22 protein-coding genes are annotated in these 19,472 nt (G+C 32.1%); 19 read left to right on the plus strand and 3 right to left on the minus strand.

The window, feature by feature from the left end:
* Positions 1–116 precede the first annotated feature (116 nt).
* Positions 117–509, minus strand: coding sequence for a hypothetical protein (locus tag C1A40_RS15890; protein ID WP_102996758.1), 393 nt, complete (start codon positions 507–509; stop codon positions 117–119).
* Positions 510–597: 88 nt separating this feature from the next.
* Between C1A40_RS15890 and xerA the strand changes: the two genes are divergently transcribed.
* The 13 genes from xerA to C1A40_RS15950 all read left to right on the plus strand — a co-directional run bounded on the left by xerA (position 598) and on the right by C1A40_RS15950 (position 11,487).
* On the plus strand, positions 598–1,728 hold the full coding sequence (gene xerA, locus C1A40_RS15895; RefSeq protein WP_102996759.1) for a site-specific tyrosine recombinase/integron integrase: 1,131 nt from the start codon (positions 598–600) through the stop codon (positions 1,726–1,728).
* Positions 1,729–1,871: 143 nt separating this feature from the next.
* Positions 1,872–2,291, plus strand: coding sequence for a hypothetical protein (locus tag C1A40_RS15900; protein ID WP_102996760.1), 420 nt, complete (start codon positions 1,872–1,874; stop codon positions 2,289–2,291).
* A gap of 290 nt (positions 2,292–2,581) precedes the next feature.
* Entirely contained in the window at positions 2,582–2,914 is a 333-nt protein-coding gene (locus tag C1A40_RS15905) for a type II toxin-antitoxin system RelE/ParE family toxin (protein ID WP_102996761.1), read from the plus strand.
* Between the two features lie 10 nt (positions 2,915–2,924).
* A complete protein-coding gene (locus tag C1A40_RS15910) occupies positions 2,925–3,257 on the plus strand; it encodes a helix-turn-helix domain-containing protein (RefSeq protein ID WP_102996762.1) in 333 nt (110 codons plus the stop codon).
* Between the two features lie 670 nt (positions 3,258–3,927).
* Positions 3,928–4,998 carry a YaaC family protein gene (locus C1A40_RS15915; RefSeq protein WP_102996763.1) on the plus strand — a complete coding sequence of 357 codons (1,071 nt, stop codon included), beginning with the start codon at positions 3,928–3,930 and terminating at the stop codon, positions 4,996–4,998.
* A gap of 219 nt (positions 4,999–5,217) precedes the next feature.
* Complete coding sequence (locus tag C1A40_RS18245; RefSeq protein WP_158651389.1) at positions 5,218–5,367, plus strand: hypothetical protein; 150 nt, start codon at positions 5,218–5,220, stop codon at positions 5,365–5,367.
* Positions 5,368–5,369: 2 nt separating this feature from the next.
* On the plus strand, positions 5,370–5,852 hold the full coding sequence (locus C1A40_RS15920) for a DUF6169 family protein (protein WP_102996764.1): 483 nt from the start codon (positions 5,370–5,372) through the stop codon (positions 5,850–5,852).
* Between the two features lie 1,125 nt (positions 5,853–6,977).
* Positions 6,978–7,271 (plus strand): type II toxin-antitoxin system HigB family toxin, encoded by a 294-nt coding sequence (locus C1A40_RS15925; RefSeq protein ID WP_102996765.1) that lies wholly within the window; start codon positions 6,978–6,980, stop codon positions 7,269–7,271.
* A gap of 1 nt (position 7,272) precedes the next feature.
* Positions 7,273–7,629, plus strand: coding sequence for a helix-turn-helix domain-containing protein (locus C1A40_RS15930; RefSeq protein ID WP_102997242.1), 357 nt, complete (start codon positions 7,273–7,275; stop codon positions 7,627–7,629).
* A 216-nt stretch (positions 7,630–7,845) separates the two neighbouring features.
* Positions 7,846–8,091, plus strand: coding sequence for an AbrB/MazE/SpoVT family DNA-binding domain-containing protein (locus C1A40_RS15935; RefSeq protein ID WP_102996766.1), 246 nt, complete (start codon positions 7,846–7,848; stop codon positions 8,089–8,091).
* Positions 8,082–8,405: a type II toxin-antitoxin system PemK/MazF family toxin gene (locus tag C1A40_RS15940; protein ID WP_067145652.1), complete on the plus strand. Its 324-nt coding sequence runs from the start codon at positions 8,082–8,084 to the stop codon at positions 8,403–8,405. Before C1A40_RS15935 ends, C1A40_RS15940 begins: the two co-directional genes overlap by 10 nt.
* Before the next feature lie 341 nt (positions 8,406–8,746).
* Complete coding sequence (locus C1A40_RS15945; protein WP_102996767.1) at positions 8,747–8,950, plus strand: helix-turn-helix domain-containing protein; 204 nt, start codon at positions 8,747–8,749, stop codon at positions 8,948–8,950.
* The gene (locus C1A40_RS15950; protein WP_102996768.1) at positions 8,947–11,487 is read left to right on the plus strand and encodes an HsdM family class I SAM-dependent methyltransferase; all 2,541 of its coding nucleotides are present in this window, start codon (positions 8,947–8,949) and stop codon (positions 11,485–11,487) included. The genes C1A40_RS15945 and C1A40_RS15950 overlap by 4 nt, the downstream gene beginning before the upstream one ends.
* 65 nt (positions 11,488–11,552) lie before the next feature.
* On the opposite strand, the gene istB is transcribed toward C1A40_RS15950, so the two are convergent.
* Entirely contained in the window at positions 11,553–12,293 is a 741-nt protein-coding gene (gene istB, locus C1A40_RS15955) for an IS21-like element helper ATPase IstB (RefSeq protein WP_102994337.1), read from the minus strand.
* Positions 12,294–12,330: 37 nt separating this feature from the next.
* Positions 12,331–13,884 carry an IS21 family transposase gene (gene istA / locus C1A40_RS15960; RefSeq protein WP_102996769.1) on the minus strand — a complete coding sequence of 518 codons (1,554 nt, stop codon included), beginning with the start codon at positions 13,882–13,884 and terminating at the stop codon, positions 12,331–12,333.
* A gap of 251 nt (positions 13,885–14,135) precedes the next feature.
* Here istA and C1A40_RS15965 point away from each other — a divergent pair, with 251 nt between their 5' ends.
* From C1A40_RS15965 to C1A40_RS15990, 6 genes are all read left to right on the plus strand, one after another.
* Complete coding sequence (locus tag C1A40_RS15965; RefSeq protein WP_102996770.1) at positions 14,136–15,305, plus strand: restriction endonuclease subunit S; 1,170 nt, start codon at positions 14,136–14,138, stop codon at positions 15,303–15,305.
* A gap of 739 nt (positions 15,306–16,044) precedes the next feature.
* Positions 16,045–16,515 (plus strand): DUF6169 family protein, encoded by a 471-nt coding sequence (locus tag C1A40_RS15970; RefSeq protein WP_102996771.1) that lies wholly within the window; start codon positions 16,045–16,047, stop codon positions 16,513–16,515.
* A gap of 308 nt (positions 16,516–16,823) precedes the next feature.
* The gene (locus tag C1A40_RS15975) at positions 16,824–17,147 is read left to right on the plus strand and encodes a hypothetical protein (RefSeq protein WP_102088547.1); all 324 of its coding nucleotides are present in this window, start codon (positions 16,824–16,826) and stop codon (positions 17,145–17,147) included.
* Between the two features lie 350 nt (positions 17,148–17,497).
* Complete coding sequence (locus C1A40_RS15980; RefSeq protein ID WP_102996772.1) at positions 17,498–18,085, plus strand: ATPase; 588 nt, start codon at positions 17,498–17,500, stop codon at positions 18,083–18,085.
* Positions 18,069–18,221, plus strand: coding sequence for a hypothetical protein (locus C1A40_RS18365; RefSeq protein ID WP_194768792.1), 153 nt, complete (start codon positions 18,069–18,071; stop codon positions 18,219–18,221). The genes C1A40_RS15980 and C1A40_RS18365 overlap by 17 nt, the downstream gene beginning before the upstream one ends.
* Before the next feature lie 753 nt (positions 18,222–18,974).
* Complete coding sequence (locus tag C1A40_RS15990; protein ID WP_102996774.1) at positions 18,975–19,439, plus strand: GNAT family N-acetyltransferase; 465 nt, start codon at positions 18,975–18,977, stop codon at positions 19,437–19,439.
* The last annotated feature ends 33 nt before the right edge of the window (positions 19,440–19,472 follow it).

Consider the following 19,472-nt stretch of genomic DNA (forward strand, 5'->3'; position numbering starts at 1 on the left):
GATTAAACAATTAATAATCACCGATTATTTGTAATAGCTTTTTGATATCAAAAGTATCATTAAAATTGGTGTCCTATGAAATTCACCAAGACCGGTTAGGAATGGTTATTTATAAACTATTCGTGTAATTTATGCTCCATATAATTTTGCCATAAAATTAAGAGGTATTTGGTTTTATTGTTCTCTTTAATTTTAAGAAATCCGTATTCATATACAAACAGATACACTTCACCTTTATGATTTTTCCAATAGTGGGTAAAGAAATTTGGGTTAAAACCTTGATCCATGAGCAGCTCCGCTCGAAGCGTTACTTTTCCGCCTTTATTGAATTCTTTTAAAATTTTTCGATTAAGCTTCAGCTGATTATCTACTTTATTATAGAACCGTTCGGGCTGTAATTTTGATTGCTGATATTGATAAGCACTTTTACACTGCACATCACAAAATTTTTTATCGGTTCTTCCGCTTAAAGCTTCATTACAATACAAACAATTTTTATAAAACCTCATAAATTTCACATTAAAAGCATAATATACGAATATTGTTTATATAATATACTACTAATGTTTTTTTGTCGTATATATTGCCAAAAAAAACATGTACAAGGGACGAAGCATTACTTTAAAGCATTTATTAATTAGGGAAGAGCGTTTTATAGGATTGCAGTTTAACACAGATAAGGTTATTCACGCCTTGGTTAAAGAACTGCCTGAGGTAAAATGGAGCAAGGAGTTTAATATGGCTTATGTTAAAAACACAAAAGAAAACCTTGATTTCATTTATAAAATTTTTACGGGTGTTGCCTGGGTAAATGCGAATTATTTTTTTGATAACAAGCCAATTAATGAAAACACGGAACCTTTGGATATTACTTGGTTTAGAAATCGTGCGATACCACAAAACTACCGCTTATGCCCTACTTCATATTTAGACAAATTGGAAATTAAAAAATATGCTAACAACACAGCCAAATCGTACATTTCGGCTTTTGAAGCCTTTATTAATTATTACTACAGTAAGGAGATAGACGCGATTAATGAAAATGATGTGCGGCTATATATATTAAAATTAGTTCAGGAAGGTAAATCGGATTCCTCTGTTAACATTGCCATAAACAGTATTAAATTTTACTATGAAATGGTTTTAGGCATGCCTAATCGGTTTTATCAAATTGAGCGGCCAAGGAAAGAAAAGAAGTTGCCAACGGTACTTTCTAAAGCTGAGGTAAAACGCATTATTGCCAATACGAATAACATAAAACATAAATGTATTGTTTCTATTTTATATTCATCGGGTATGAGACGCAGCGAATTGATTAATTTAAAACTCCAAGATATTGACAGCTCTAGAATGGTAATTCGAGTTAATGCAGGTAAAGGGAAAAAGGACAGGTTTACGATACTTTCTGAAAACTTACTGGTGGATTTACGTCAATATTACAAAGAATGGCGGCCTAAAACCTACCTAATAGAAGGCACGTATGGCCAGCAATATTCAGCTCAAAGTGTTGCACAAATTGTATCAAGAGCCGCAAAGAAAGCGGGCATCCGCCTAAAAGTCTCTCCTCATATTTTAAGACATAGTTTTGCAACTCACTTGTTAGAAGATGGTGTTGATATCAGACAGATTCAGGTTTTACTTGGTCATAGTTCGACCAAGACCACTGAAATTTACACGCATGTAGCCACCACTACTTTTAAGGCTATAAAAAATCCGTTAGACGATTGATTTAGTTAAAAACCGTTTATTTTTACATTTTGATATAAAAGATTTATAAAACATTACATTCATATCCCTATATTTGGTCACATATAGAACATAATGTTCTATATACTATTGTTGCCAACCATTTACCAGTCACACTCTGAAAAATGAAACATACTTTAGAATATAAAATATTAAAGCATTTATCTGAAAATAATAATGGTAGATTTATGGATGTTTCTGAAATAGAATCTGATTTTGATTTTTTAAAAAGTGTAATATCTGATTTAAAAAAGCGTGAATTGATTTTAACAGAACCATATCCATCTAGTCCAATGGTAGGCGATTGGATTGGAGTTGTGCCATCTGACAAACCAGAAAAATGTAAAATAAAATTGTCTGGAATTGAATATTTAGATAGTTTAGAAAAAACAGAGGTTGATTTTGAATTAGCAAAAAAAACTTTAGAGGAATTTCCTAGAACTAAATGGTTTGCTAGAGTTGGATTTTTCATAGGAATAGGTTTAGCAATTTTAGAATTAATAAAATTCCTAATACCCATAATGTTCCCTTCTGATAAAATATAATTTCATCTATGTCTGATTTAAATTTTCTCATGATATTTGATTTTAAAATTAATAATCTGAATAAAAAACGGTTGGCAACAACGTGTATAATTAATGGCTAGTTCGAGCTTGCTTACGAATATTCCTGCGGAATATTCTATTCGGTTTTTATTTGTTAAATTCGATGCTAAATCACGCCACAAATCATACACGAGACCGTTGCCAGTAATGCAGACAAAACCATTAAAAGTTTCCATATAATTCAACTTTTTTTGTTATCTTTGCTAAAATATAATGACAAAAAAAACTAAATGAAACCAAAATTTGAGGTAGTTTTTCTTGAACAAGCTATAGAATTTATGTCCAAATTGGACGATAAAGCAAAAAAGAAAATCTATTACAATTTGGATAAAGCGAAACTCGAAAATGACCCAAAACTGTTTAAAAAATTAACAGACGAAATTTGGGAATTTAGAACACTTTATCAAGGAATTCAATACAGACTCTTTGCATTTTGGGACAAAACAGATAAAACCGAAACTCTTGTGCTATCTACACACGGAATGGTAAAAAAAGTTAGTAAAGTTCCTAAATCAGAAATTGAGAAAGCATTGAAAATTAGAGCTGAATATTTTGACGAATAAACTTGAAATTATGGCAACGAAAAACAAAAAAATGAAAATGATGACACTTGACCAAATGAAGGACAAGGACATTGGAAAAGTTGGAACACCAGAACGAGACAAATACGAATTTGACTTGCGAATGGAAGTGCTTGGAGATATGATAAAGTCAGTCCGAAAAGAACGAAATTTGACTCAAGAACAACTCGGAGAATTAATCGGTGTTCAAAAATCGCAAATATCAAAATTGGAAAGAAATACTAAAAACGTAACTATAGAAACGATTTTAAAAGTGTTCAGAGCATTGAAAGCAAACGTTCGATTTAGTATCGAAATGAATGAATCGGAATTTAAAGTAGCATAAGAACTACTGGCAACAAGGTGTATAATTAATGGCTAGTTCGAGCTTACTTATGAATATTCCTGCGGAATATTCTATTCGGTTTTTATTTGTTAAATTCGGTGCTAAATCACGCCACAAATCATACACGAGACCGTTGGCGCTCATGATTGCCCAGCGTAATAAAAATAACGGTTAAATATTCCTAAAAACCAATATTACGGCAAATCTAATCGTGTAAATCTGACTTTCTTACTCAGCCGATTTCGGACCATAGCAATACGCAAATATTACGGCGGACTGATAAACAGTGCGTATATCAAAACCTAATAAATCGGACTTCACTCACTCATGCGGCTTCGGATTCCAAGCAATACGCAAGCATTACGTCGGACAGACAAACTGTGCGGCTTAACAAAGCGCAATAATTGGATTTAATTACTCTTACGATTTCGGATCCATAACAATGCCCAAGCTGGACGGCAGACTGATAAACTATGCGGCAATGCAAAATGCAAAAATTAGTTGCTTAAAAATGTCACGTGCGCCAACAATATGTATAAAAAATTGCTATTTTAGGCAAAACTTAATGGCAAGTGCATTTTAGGACGGCTGATTTTCCTGCGGAAAATCATTCTCCTTTTGTCCGCAACTTCCCATACATGAGACCGTTGTGCCCAATTAAAACCAAACTATGCCAAGACAATATGAAAATGGAATAAAAGCTACCTACAAACACCAAGGAGTTAAGTATTTTCCATTTAATTCCGAGCCTGGAACTTCATATGTTTTAACTTCTGACCCTTGGGCATATTTAAGAGCTTGGATTGACCAACAAATCAATAGTTCACAAGGAGACAAAAAGAAAAGATTGATTAAAGCTAAATATTTTTCAGAACAAGCGGAAAGTTTTCAGATTGCTGCTGAAAAAACAAGATTGCCGACTAAGGCAACTCTTTGCTATTATTCCTTACTTAATCTGACTAAAGCATTTTTATCTGTAAAAGGGCTTGAATTAGAAAAGAAAGAAGAAAGTCACGGAATTTCTTTAGGACATAATCCTGATGAATTGACAGTTTTTGGTCCTCTTCAAAATTGCACAAATATTTTCCTTGAATTCTCTAAACATTTAGGCAAACCCATTATAGGAAAACATAAGATTAATATTAAAGATATTATTTGTGATATTCCAGAAATACACGAATTAGGATATACTTTAGGGAAAATCTCGCAAAGGAAATATCTTCCTGTATCGATTGACTTTTTAACCAATGAAGACAAAACAAAATTATTTACAGAATTAAGCTTTAGAAAAGAAAATGACGCAAGATTACAAATCGATAAATTTTACAAAAACAACAGAAAAAAATACTTCAAACTAAGAGAAACTGAAGACAACGGAGATTCCATTTACAGAAGTGCTAAAAGAAAGAATTATACTCACGACAATTTTCCTCGTATTTACAAAAATATTTGTAAAGAATATAAAGAACTTGACATATCAATTCTGCTGACCAGAGATGGTTATAAATATTATGTGAATTTAAAACCAAATGCATATCATCAACTTGCGAATTTATTAATGATGACATTTTATATGGGCAGTTTAGCAAGATACCGACCGACAAAAACTCAAGAAATTTTAAGTGGAGAAATGTATCCGTTAATAACAGAAATAATAGATACTTGTCCAAGACAGTTTCTTTATAAAATTGTAAGTTTAATAACCGAAAGTGTTTGTGCTGTTCCGAAAGCTAAAATATAACTGGGCACAACAATGTATATAAAACATAGCTATTACAGGCTTTCCGAAAGGTTTGTGTGTATTTGTTAAGACCGCCAAATTTTTAAATTTGGCTTTTAGTAAAATAGAGATAAAAAGAAAAATTTAAAAATTCGGCTCGTGTATAATCCGAAACGATAGTGTTTTTTTTACACGCTACGTTTCATATACGGAGACGTTGTGCACAATACGAAAAACGAAATGACATACATCATATATAAAGACAAAAAGAAAGTAGTCGAGGTTTTGGAATGGGTGGAAATAAATGGAAAAATGCATCCAAAACATAAAAAAACAACTTATTTCAATCAAAAAGATAGACCTGATTTTGGAGAAAAACCAAGTGTGTAAAAATGAAAAACTACGAACCTTACGAAATCAAAGAAGTCTCTGGACTAAACTATTCTTTTGTGACTGACAACCACAATCTATACAGAGTAGTGTTTAAATTCAGCGATAGGTTTTTCGAAGAACATTGCTCTGAATGTAGAGATATTTTAGAAGTTGATGTAATATGTACTGACCAAAATTGTCCGAAAGACTATAGAGTTGGAGCTACAATATTTCAAATATTTGATAAAATTTTAAGAAAAAGTTGTAACGGAATAATGTACAGATGTGATGATTCAGATGGTAGACAATGCAAAAGAGAAATACAATTTAACAGATGGTACGAGGATTTTAACTCTGATGATAAAATAGACCGTTTCGCTCAAGACTTTTGTGATGAATACGCTTGTGATAAATACTATGTTTTGGTTGATAAAGGATGCTTGAACTATGAAGAGATATTTGAAAGTTTTAACTACAGATGTAAAGAGTGCAATAACGGATAAAAGTACTGTACACAACAATGTATAACAAAAATAAGGGCGAAGTTTCTAAGCCCAAAATTAGAAGCAAAACAAACACAACGACTAACCGAAAGTAAATTATTTTTAAACCCTTGCTTTCGTTATACAAAAACGTTAGCGTACATGGTTCACTCAAATCTCCGAAAAACAGTGGTTTAACTACTAAAATTCAAAGCACTCTCCTACTCTTTCCAAACTAAAAAAACTGTTTAAAATATAAATGGTTTTATAAGTTTTGTGGCTAAGCAAAACGTGACAAATGAGACTTTCTTACTTAGCCGATTTCAGACAATAGCAATACGAAACTCATACCGCAGACTAACAAACTTTGCGGCAAAACAAAGAGGAATAATTCGGATTTCACTCACTCCTGCGATTTAGGACCATAGCAATACCCAATCTGGATGGCAAAGCAAAGCATTATAATTCGGAATCAATTACTCAGACGATTTCGGACAATAGCAATACGTAACTCATACTGCAGACTAACAAACTTTGCAGCAAAACAAAGAGGAATAATTCGGATTTCACTCACTCCTGCGATTTAGGACCATAGCAATACCCAATCTGGATGGCAAAGCAAAGCATTATAATTCGGAATCAATTACTCAGACGATTTCGGACAATAGCAATACGTAACTCATACTGCAGACTAACAAACTTTGCAGCAAAACAAACCGGAATAATTCGGATTTCACTCACTCTTGCGATTTCGGACCATAGCAATACCCAATCTGGACGGCGGACTGATAAACTGTATGGAAAAGCAAAGCGCTATAATTCGGAATTTATTACTCAGACGATTTCGGATTCCAAGCAAAACGCAATCAGTACGGCAAATTAAAACCTAAAAATCAGTTACTTAAATATAGTTTTAACAGAATTCTAAAAATTACACGTACGCTAACAATATGTATAATTAATTGCTTTGGCCTGTGATTACTTGGAAAATTCCTTCGGAATTTTCTCGGTCTCGGTTTTGTTTACTAAATTAGTCCCATAATACGCAACTAAATCATACATGTAGACGTTAGCACAAATAAAAAAAACTAGGAAAAGTTACCGTATTGGTAACTTTTTCATATATTTGCAACAAAATAATAAAATGTGAGAGTAATTGCAAAACGAACTTTACGTGATTTTTGGATAAAACACCCTGATAGTGAACAACAATTAACATCGTGGTATCGAGAAACCGAAAAAGCTGCATGGAATTCCATAAACGAACTTAAAACAGAATACCCAAATGCGAGTATTTTAAAAGACAATAGAATAGTCTTTAATATAAAAGGGAACAACTACAGATTAATTGTAAAATTCAATTTCGAGTTTCAAATCTGTTGGATACGATTTATAGGAACTCACGCGCAATATGATAAAATTAACGCTAACGAAATTTAAAATGAAAATAACTCCAATACATAACGAAAAAGATTATCAAAATGCTCTTGAGCGACTTGAGGAAATTTTTGACTCAAAAAAAGGAACTGAACTAGGTGATGAACTTGAAATACTTTCGATTTTGATTGACAAATACGAGAATGAGAATTTCCCAATCGGAATGCCAGATCCTATAGAGGCAATAAAATTTCGAATGGAACAAATGGGAATGAAACAAAAGGATTTAGCCGAAGTTGTCGGATTTAAAAGTAGAGTAAGTGAAATCCTAAACAAGAAGCGTAAACTGACTTTAGAAATGATTAGAAAACTAAATGTCACTCTGCATATTCCGACAGAGGTTTTAGTCCAAGATTATTAAACAAAATAAAATTACTAGTGCTAACAAGGTGTATAATTAATGGCTAGGTCGAGCTTGCTTACGAATATTCCTGCGGAATATTCTATTCGGTTTTTATTTGTTAAATTCCGTGCTAAATAACGCCACTAATCATACACGAGACCGTTGCCATTAATACCGAAAAAACTTTGCGGACTGAATAGTTTGTACTAACTTTGTAATTACAAATAAAATGTTATGGAAACAGCAATTATAAAAATCGGAAATTCTAAAGGTCTACGTTTAAGTAAGACTATTTTAGAAAAGTATAACATAAAAGACAAAGTTGAAATGATTTTGGAAAAAGGACAAATAATCCTTAAACCAATTAGTAGTCCGAGAAAAAACTGGGAAAAAGCTTTTCAAGAAATGCGTGAGAATAATGACGACCGATTATTATTCAATGATGTTTTTGAGGACGAAAATTTTGAGGAATGGAATTAGAACAGTATTCTATCGTACTGGTAAATCTTGACCCAACAATTGGTAGTGAAATTAAAAAAACAAGACCTTGTGTAATTATTTCGCCAAATGAAATTAATAAGTTTTTAAGAACAATCGTAGTTGCACCAATGACAACGAACTTGAAAAATTATCCGACCAGAATAAAAGTAAAACACAGCGGAAAAAAAGGAATGATTGCAATCGACCAAATTAGGACAATTGACAAATCTCGAATATTAAAAACCTTTGACCAATTATCGAAATCTGAAATACAGAATTGTAAAGATATTATTAGAGAAACTTTTGTTGATTAAAACTAAATTTTGAACAAAAAAAGTACTAATGGCAACAAGGTGTATAATTAATGGCTAGGTCGAGCTTGCTTACGAATATTCCTGCGGAATATTCTATTCGGTTTTTATTTGTTAAATTCGATGCTAAATCACGCCACAAATCATACACGAGACCGTTAGCCACAAGCTCTGAAAAGCCAACGCGCAGTCAAGCACATTTTATTTTGCTCGTGCCTCACAAAATAAAAAGAGCTTGCCTTTTCCCACAACTCACTCTTACGGAATGATAATTTTAATACTCATTTAGTGAGTATATTTAAAAATGTTCTTACATTAGTAAACTGAATTAAAAAAAATTCAAAATGAACCGAATTAAAGAGGTTTTAGAACAGAAAGGAATAAAACAAATCTGGTTGGCTGAACAACTTGGGAAGAGTTACAATATGGTACACTCATACGCCCAAAATAAAAGGCAACCAAGTTTAGAAGATTTATACAAGATTGCTGAAATTCTAAATGTAGAAGTAAAAGAATTATTAATTGAAAGAACTAAATTGAATAAATGATAACAATTAAGAATTTTAAAGAAGTTTTAGAAAATTTAGAGTTTACTTCTAAAGGAGAAATTTATACTAAAAAATTTGAATCCTTTGATTGTTTATTAAAAATTGATTTCAAAAAGAAAGTAATTGTTTACCCAGAAAACAAAGGCTTAAAAATAAATGAAAGACAAACTTGTAATCTTTCATCAAACGAAAACTTTGTAGTTCTAGAATGTGTAAACCGACTTCTAGAACAAGGCTACAATCCTGCACATATAGAATTAGAACCAAAATGGAAAGTTGGTCACGGAGCAAGTGGCGGACGAGCAGATGTTTTAGTAAGAGATAATAAGGGGAAATCTTTGCTAATCATAGAATGTAAAAACGCAGGAACTGAATTTACAAAACATTGGAACGAAACATTAGAAAATGGAAGTCAACTTTTTGGTTATGCACAACAAGAAAAAGATGCTTCTTTTTTGTGCTTATACGCTTCTGATTTTATTGACAAGAAAGTAAAAGCAAATTATCGTTTAATTACATTATTAGATAACAAACAATATCTAGAAGACAATCCAAAATTTGAGAGCTTCGTAGATGCTAAAATTAGAGAAGATTTATATCGAGTTTGGAAAAACACATATCAAAAAGACTTTACTACTAAAGGACTTTTTGAAAAAGATATTCAACCATATAATATTGGTAAGAAAAAATACTCTATTGACGATTTAAGATTAGTTGATAGTTCAACAAAACAAAGTAAACATCACGCCTTTGCTACCATTTTAAGAAAGTATAATGTTTCTGGTCGTGAGAATGCTTTTGACAAGCTCGTCAATTTATTTTTGTGCAAAATTGTTGATGAAAAGAATAATCCAACAGATTTACAGTTCTACTGGAAAGGTGTCGCATATGACACACCATTTGAACTTCAAGACAGATTGCAAAAGTTATATCAAACAGGAATGAATGAATTCCTAAAAGAAGATGTGACTTATATAGATAATCAACAAATAGATAAAGCATTTTGGGCTTTTAAAAACGACCCAGATGCAACAAGAGAAACGATAAAAGATTATTTTAAACAACTTAAATTTTTTACAAATAATGATTTTGCATTTATAGACGTTCACAACGAACGTTTATTTTATGAAAATGCAGAAGTACTAATTGAAATCGTTCGATTATTTCAAGACACCAAAATAAAAAGTAATACCAAAAATCAGTTTTTGGGAGATATGTTTGAAAACTTTTTGGATGGAGGTGTTAAACAATCAGAAGGGCAATTTTTTACACCAATGCCTATTACTAGATTTTTAATTCAATCATTGCCTTTAGAAAGTATAATAACTGAAAGTCAACAAATACCAAAAGCATTGGACTACGCTTGTGGTTCTGGACATTTCTTAAACGAATTAGCTTCACAAATGCGACCATTTATAGAAGCCAATAAAGAAGTTAGTCTTGAAGAATATCACAAAGAAATTCACGGTATTGAAAAAGAATATCGTTTATCAAAAGTTGCAAAAGTTTCTGCATTTATGTACGGTCAAGATAATATTGACATTACTTATGCTGATGCTTTAACTAAAAACGAAAAATTTAATTCTAATGATTATCAAATTTTAGTTGCGAATCCGCCATATAGTGTAAAAGGTTTTTTAAGTACACTCGACCAGGAAAGTAAAGAAAGTTATGAATTAATAAGTACGATAGATGACAAACAAATTTTAACTAACAACTCTATTGAATGTTTTTTTATAGAACGTGCTAAACAAATGTTATCAGGTAATGGAGTAGCTGGTATTATTCTGCCTTCACCTCTATTAACAAAAGATGATAGCACCTATGTCGCTACTCGTAGTATTTTGCTAAAATATTTTGACATAATAGCAATTACTGAATTTGGGTCTGGTACTTTTGGTAAAACAGGTACAAATACGGCAACCTTATTTATTAGAAGAAAAGGTAACAAACCAGAACAGGCAGACCATTTTGAAAACCGAATCGAGTCTTGGTTTAGTTCAATAGACAAGAAACAAAAAGTTTTTGAAGACGAACATTTTATTAAAGACTATTGTAATCATATTGAAATTGATTTTTTACAATATCAAACACTTTTAAAATCAGAGCCAAGTGATGAACTTTTAAAGAATCCGCAATTCAAAGATTATAAGAATAGTTTTGATGAATTAAGCAGTATAAAAAATAAGAAAAAGCAAACTAATTTCAAAAAGCTTTCGAAAACAAAACAGGAGGAAGAATTAAATTCTTTGTTTATATCTTATATAGCAAAAATTGAAAAAGAGAAACTTTACTATTATGTTTTAGCAAGTCAAAACCCAACTGAAGTCGTAATCGTAAAAGCACCAAATGATAATAAGGAAAATAAAAAATTTCTAGGTTATGATTGGAGTACTGCAAAAGGTAATGAAGGAATTAAGCTTAATGTAAATGCTAAAGGCAAACATATAACGCCTCTTTATGATGAAGATAACAGAAATAATCCTGATAAAATAAATAATTATATCCAAGAAGCTTATTTGGCTATTTCGGAGTGACCATGCCACGTATTTCGGTCAAACCGTGCCACTTTAAGAGATCATACAATAATAGTTAAATTTAATTAATACTGTTCTTTCAACTTACCTTTTCTCAAGGATTCTCCAGTAAGGTTTATCCTATGCGATGAATTTACAATACGATCTAGTATCGCATCAGCGATAGTGCTTTCGCCGATAATATCGTACCAAGCGGATACAGGTATTTGTGAAGCTACAATCGTTGCTTTTTTATCATGTCTTTCATCGATTATGTCCATAAGCGCCTCTCTGTCCTGATTGTCGAAGCTCTGTAAACCAAAATCATCAAGGATAAGCAGATCTACTTTTAATAGTTTTGCAAGTTCTTTAAGGTAAGTGCCATCTACTTTACTTAGTTTTAATCGTTTCATCAGTCTAGCAGTATTTGTGTATAGGGTTCTTTTATTCATCATACAAGCTTGATGTCCCAATGCCTGAGCTATATAACTTTTACCCACTCCAGAGGATCCTGTGATAATCAAGTTTTCCTTTTTTTGTACAAAATCTAGAGTAGCCAAACGCTCGAACATATTTCTGTCCAAGCTTCTGTTGTGCAGGTAATTAATATCTGTAAGTGTAGCTCCCTGCTTAAAGGCTGCTTGCGTTGTAAGCCTTTTTATCTTTCTATTCTGAAGGTCTTCCCATTGGTGATCGGTAAGCAATGCTAGATATTGATCTGGCGTAAGACCCTCTATTCGGTTATCACTAAGGTGGTTGTGATGGAGTTCAGCCATAGCTGTTAATCTCATTTTTCTGAGTTTTTCGATGGTGTGATTTGTATTCATATATGTATAAAATTTAAGTGATTTTTTCGTGTTGTTTTTACTTATAATTGGATGCCCCACGGATGTTCGCATGCTTGGGGATATGAGAACCTCGGTCTGTTTCTTCTTGTAGGAATAAGGAGCTTTGATCTAGATTATTCTTCAGTATGTTGGTTATCCTGTTGTAGCTTACAGCATCAGCCTGTATGGCTCTTTTGCAAGCATTATCTAACCTTTGGGAGCCATAAGACTTATGGAGTTGTATAACGCCCATAGCTCTTTTATACCCTGTTTCAGGATAATCCAACGCAGCAATAATCCGCTCGACACATGCTGCAACATAACTACCATGGACAGCTGCCTTGTTCTTAAAGTATTGCGGACTCCACTGGCTGTATTGTTTATGAGAACTACTAAGGTGATCCTTGTTGGTTATGTATGCGCCTTTGGAACCGCTACGTTGGTGTATAGCTATGCGCTGTTGATTATAATACACCTCTACCATGCCTTTGGTATAGTGTAGCGTGGTTTCCTTGCCAATGTAACGATATGGAACGCTGTAGTAAGTCTTATCTGGTGAAAAATAGATATAGCCTATTTTCTGAACCTTAGCTCTTCTATATTCTTTTATCTCGTAGCGTGTACTGCTTAAGGGTTTTAGATACTCTCGTTCGACGCTTTGGAAGAGCTCCAGACGACTAGCTTCTTTGCGTTGGAATAATAGGTTGTTGTAGCACTCTAGCAGAAGTTTTATCTCTTTGTTTAGATCTGCTAAAGAAAAAAAGGTCATTTCCCGAAGGGGATAATAAATCCGTTGATAAGCTAGATGCACCGCGTTTTCCACCAGCGCTTTATCTTGAGGGGAGTAACTACGCGTTGGATTGACCACGCAGTTGTAATGGCGGGCAAAGTCTTTAAAACTACGGTTAACCTGAGCTTCGTATCTACTAGATCTGGTAACGGCTGATTTTAGATTGTCTGATACGATGGCCTTGGGTACTCCCCCGTAGAAATGAAGGGCGTTTTCGCAACAACTTATAAAATCTTCACGCTTTTGGCTCATACAAGCCTCAACATAGGTATACTGACTGTTAGGGAGCATGGCAACAAAGACCTCTACTGGAAGTATCTCGCCTGTGATTTTGTCTACTATCTGAAGTTTTTTTCCAGCAAAGTCCACGAACATCTCTTTCCCTGCCTCGTGTTCAAGTTTCATAGATCCCTTGATCTTGGCATATTTACGATGGTAATGCTCCATGAATTGAGTGTAACTATAAGGGTCTTTAACCTTTTGACTATATTCTGTGTAGTGGTACAAAAAAGTAAATCCTGGGTGGTTCCGAGCCTTATTAATACTTTCAAAATAAAGCATCAATTCATCATAGCGTTTGTTATTTATGGTTGTATGAGATGTAAAGAGCTTTTCTAGGGTATGGTTGTCTAGCTTTAATAACTCCTTAAAACTATAACCACTACCTTTAAATAGGTGTATATAGCTATTTATAGTGTTGCGGGAAATGCCAAGTGTGGCTCCAATTTGACGGTTACTATAACCATCTTGTTTTAAGTTGATAATTTGTTTTAGGTCCATTGGATCAAGTGTGTTGGCCATATCGCTTTTTAGAGCAATAAGGTAATTACTTGATCTCTTAAAGTGGCACAAATCGAAACGGAAACATTGGCACAAATCAAACCGTTTTTAGCTAACTCAATTTCCGTGTGGCACAATTTAAACCGAAATCAACGGCACAGTAACTCCGAAATCACTGGCACAAATCGAACCGTGTTAGCCATTATTTAGGAAAACCAATTAATATACCTGAAAAATTAAATGATTTTGTAACTAAAAGTCCTTTAGTAAATATGCTAGACTTTTCAAGGACAAACTTTACTAAACAAATATCATTAACACCAAAAAAATCACAGCATATAGCAACTAAATGGCCTTTAGCTAAAATCAAATCTTGCTTTGACATAAATAAAACATCATTTAATCCAGAATCGAAACCTAACCAAGAATTTATATATGTTGACATTGATTCGGTAGGTAAAGGAACTGGTATTATAGAATATAACAATAAAATTCTTGGTAAAGATGCACCTTCTAGAGCAAGAAGAATTGCAGAGAAAAATGATATTATAATTTCATCTGTACGTCCATATTTAAAAGCTTTTGCTTTAGTGGATAAAGATGTAAAAGATTGTTTGTTTTCAACAGGCTTTTTTGTAATCAGTACAAAGGATAAAAAATTATATTCTAATCAATATCTTTTAAATCTATTTATGGAATTTGAACCTTTAATGTCCCAAATAGAAAGTACTATGGGAAAAGGTCAATATCCAAGTATTAACAAAACGGACATAACAAATTTCAAAATACCTTTACCAACAATTGACGTGCAAAAAGAGATTGCTACAGAATGTAATAAAATTGAAAAAAACAAAGAGAAATCACTACAGAAAATTTTAGTAGCTAAAAAAACAATCGAAGAAATAATTGACGATACTTTTAAAGATAGTTCACCTAAAAAAATAGGAGATTTATGTGTAGTTCAAAGTGGTGGAACACCAAAAAGAAATGTAAGTGAATATTGGAACGGTAATATAAATTGGGTTGGCTCAAGAGTTTGCCAGAATAGAATAATTTCGGAAAGTATTGTTGAGGAAAAAATAACCGAATTAGGATTAAAAAATTCATCCGCACGATTATTTTCAAAGGAAACAACTTTAATTGCATTAGTAGGTGCTACAATTGGTAAAGTGGCTTTCCTTAATTTTGAAACAACAACAAATCAAAATATTGCCGGAATAAATCCAAAAGACAAAAGCGTTCTTTTACCTAAATATTTATTTTATGTTCTTTTAGCTACTTATGAATCTAATTTTAACAAAGACAAAGGAAAATTCACAATGGCTAATTTAACAAGGATTAAGAACCTTTTAATTCCTTTCGTAGCAATCAAAGAACAAAAAAGAATTATAAAACTAATAGAGAAACAAGAGTCAATAATTAAAAAGAAAAAACATTATTAGAATCAATATCTGAACAAAAACAAAATATTCTGAAAAAGTATCTGTAAAGCCAACGCAAGTTCAAGCACATTTAAAGTTTGCTCGTGCCTCACAAATTTAAAAGAGCTTAAACGCCAACGCTAGCAAGTTTGCGGAATAAAGCCAGTGGCTAACAACGTGTATAAAACATAGCTATTATAGGCTTTCCGAGAGGTTTTTGTATATTTACAAAGTACGCCAAATTTTTTATTTGGTTATATTTAGAAAAGAAAATTAAACATAAAAATAAAAAATTCGGCTCGTGTTAAATCCGAAAAGTTAGCGTTTATTTATACGCTACGTTTCATACACAAGACCGTTGCCAACAATACAAATTCACTCTTATGTATTAAAAAGTCAAGCTTATTAGAATCTTTTTTCACCTTACATAAGTTTGTTATTTTTATTAAAATATTAAGTTATTTCGTTATAAACCTGTAAGCTATACTAAGATTAAATGACTAACACACCATAACTAAAAACTATAATTAGTAAATACACCATAAGTACATATTATATAAAGTATATACTTATTTTGGAATACTTATTGTAATTTTGTTTGATATAAACCAATAAAGTATAATGCAATGATACGCTCAACAACAATAAAAGCTAATCACAATACAATGAAAGTATTGGATAGAATGGCTCTTGATAAAGAAGAGCACAGAAAGAAAATCATAGCTAAAATAAAAGAAAAGGCTAAGGATAACAGATAGTTATGTATAAATATTATAAAGAACAAGGGGCTGATGGCCCCTATTTTTATTTCTACACTGAGCTCAATCTTACATACTATGTAGCATTTAGAAATATGTCTCAGGAAACTTTTCCGTTAAATAATTTATATTCTCTAGATTTTGGTGAAATAAATGGACTAAAAGGAAAAAAGGACACAAAAATATCTTTAACCATATTAAAAATCATAATTGAATTTTTACAAACTGACAAATCGCTAGTGTTGCACTTTTTATGCGATAGTGCAGATTCAAGACAATTGAACAGAAAAAGATTGTTTAGTCGTTGGTTTTCAATTTGTGGAATGGAACAATGGGTTAAATATGACTATGATTTTGATTCTGCAGATTATAATGTTTCCTTTATATTCTGCTCAAATATTTATGAAACAGCAATAATGGAAACTGAAATCCTTTTGACATTAGACGTATATGAAAGAGCAAAGGATGATTAATATTCTTTTGCTTCGAAAGCATTACAAATTACTGGTTTTTAAAAAATTAAGTCTTAAGTAAATTATTGAACCTCAAAACTCGTTAAAAGTACTGTTGGCAACAATATGTATAATTAATTGCTTTGGTTAGTGATTACTTGGAAAATTCCTGCGGAATTTTCTCGCTCTCGGTTTTGTTTACTAAATTAGTCCCGAAATACGCAACTAAATCATACATGTAGACGTTGTTGTTAATTACTAAAAAAACGAAAAAAACACTTGAAAAGTGAAGATTAAAATTAATTATTTAAAAGGATAAAGAATAGTTTATGGAAAATATATTTGAAGGTGTAATTGGTTTTATAGTTGTTATACTATTTATTATTATACTCTGGGTTGTTCCTATTTGGTTAGGGTTAAAATGGGCAAAAATTAAAGGAGTTTCTAAACTTTGGATGCTTTTTGGAATTCACCCGTTTTTTGGATGGATTGCATTTTTAATCTTAAGATACGGAGTTGAACCTAGAAAACAGTGCTATAAATGCAAAGAATCAATTAAGATGGAAGCTCAAATTTGTCGTTATTGTGGAAACCAAATGAGTCAGGAAGAAATAAATTATGCAATGAAAGAGTATCAAGACAGAAAAAAGTAATATGTCTTTTGAAAAATTCCGAAATCAGAACGAATTAAAAAAAGGACTAATTATAGTAGTCGGACTTGAATATGAAAACAACCACTGCTATAAAAAAATATGATTTAGAATTCCTTAAGTTGACAGAAATATTGAAACGAATAAAAAACTAACCACAACACAGTATATAAAAAATTGCTAGTTTTACCTTAAACCAAAGTTAGTTGCTTTGTTTGCTAGCTGCTGATTTTCCTTCGGAAAATCCTCGCACACAAACACGCAACTTTCCATATACATAAACGTTGTGCATAATGCAGAAAAAACCACCATCACCTTTCAACTATAGAAAAAATGACTAATTTTGTATAGATATGAAAGATAAAAACCTTTACATTATTGCAGGATGCAACGGAGCGGGAAAAACAACCGCTTCATTTACAATTTTACCCGAAATTATTGAATGTAAAGAATTCGTAAACGCTGATGAAATTGCTAAAGGACTTTCACCTTTCCAACCTGAAAAAGTATCTTTTGAAGCTGGAAGAATTATGCTCAATAGAATTAATGAACTCCTAGATGAAAATGAAAGTTTCGCTTTCGAAACTACATTATCAACAAGAAGTTATAAAAACAAAATTCTTCAAGCTAAAAAACAAGGTTATTCCGTGACATTACTATTCTTTTGGTTAGAGAACATAGAACTAGCTAAAGAACGTGTAGAAATAAGAGTAAAGGAAGGCGGACACAATATTCCTAAAGACGTAATTGAGAGAAGATATATAAAAGGCATAAAAAACCTATTCGAAATTTATCTAGAAATAGTCGATATAGCACTAATTTTCGATAACTCTTATGGAAAACATAATCTCATCGCTCAAAAATTTGGGAATGAAGAAATAACAAATCTCGATTCGGAAAAATTTAATTTATTAAAAGCATATTATGACAAAAAAAGATAAACAAATAGAGCTTAAAGATAAAGTGGTTAAAGGACTTGAAAAGGTTTACGAAAGATTAATCGAATTTAAGAAAGAAAAAAATAGTGAACTTGTAATAATGCAAGACGGGAAAATAGTAAAAATAAAACCCGAATAAAAAGCACTATGCACAACAATGGCTATAAGTAATTGCTTGTTCTCGCTTACTTCTGAAAATCCTAGCGGATTTTCAGTTTGGTGTGTACTTGCAAAGTTAAGTTCTAAACCACGCAACTACTCATAGCCGAGACCGTTAGCGTACATGGTTCACTCAAATCTCCGAAAAACAGTGGTTTAAATACTAAAAATCAAAGCAGTACCCTACTCTTTCCAAACTAAAAAAGTGTTTAAAATATAAATGGTTTTATAAGTTTTGTGGCTAAGCAAAACGTAACAAATCGGACTTTCTTACTCAGCCGATTTCGGACAAAATCAATGCGAAACTCATACGGCGGACTAACAAACTTTGCGGCAAAACAAACCGGAATAATTCGGATTTCACTCACTCTTGCGATTTCGGACCATAGCAATACGCAATCTGGACGGCGGACTGAAAAACTGCATGGCAAAGCAAAGCGCTATAATTCGGAATTAATTACTCAGACGATTTCGGATTCCAAGCAAAACGCAATCTGTACGGCAAATTAAAACCTAAAAATCAGTTACTTAAATATAGTTTTAACAGAATTCTAAAAATTACACGTACGCTAACAATATGTATAATTAATTGCTTTGGCCTGTGATTACTTGGAAAATTCCTGCGGAATTTTCTTGCTTTCGGTTTTGTTTACTAAATTAGTCCCATAATACGCAACTAAATCATACATGTAGACGTTGGCATTAATTTGAAAAAAATCGCAACTAGTAAAGAATGATAAGAAAATATTCAAATTCTGATAAACCAAAAATATTAGAATTATTTAGGAAAAATACGCCTGAATATTTTGACTCTTCAGAGGAAAAGGATTTTGAAAATTACCTTGTCAACGAAGTGGAAGATTATTTTGTTTATGAGATTAACTCAGAAATTATTGGAGCTGGCGGAATTAACTATTTTACTGAACAAAAAATCGCTCGAATTTCTTGGGATATGATTGACCCGAATTCGCAACGAAACGGAATCGGAAAGAAATTAACTCAATATAGAATTAGTCATATAAATGAAAACACAAACATTGAAGTAATTATCGTTAGAACAACTCAACTTGTGCATAAATTTTATGAAAAACAGGGATTTGAATTAGAAAAGATTGAAAAGGATTTTTGGGCGAAAAATTTTGACCTTTACCAAATGAAAATGTCGAATAAAACTAATGCCAACAAGGTGTATAATTAGCTGCATTCAAGGTTCTAACGCAACAAACGTTGC

The organism is Tamlana carrageenivorans (genome assembly GCF_002893765.1).
Taxonomy (GTDB): Bacteria; Bacteroidota; Bacteroidia; order Flavobacteriales; family Flavobacteriaceae; genus Pseudotamlana; species Pseudotamlana carrageenivorans.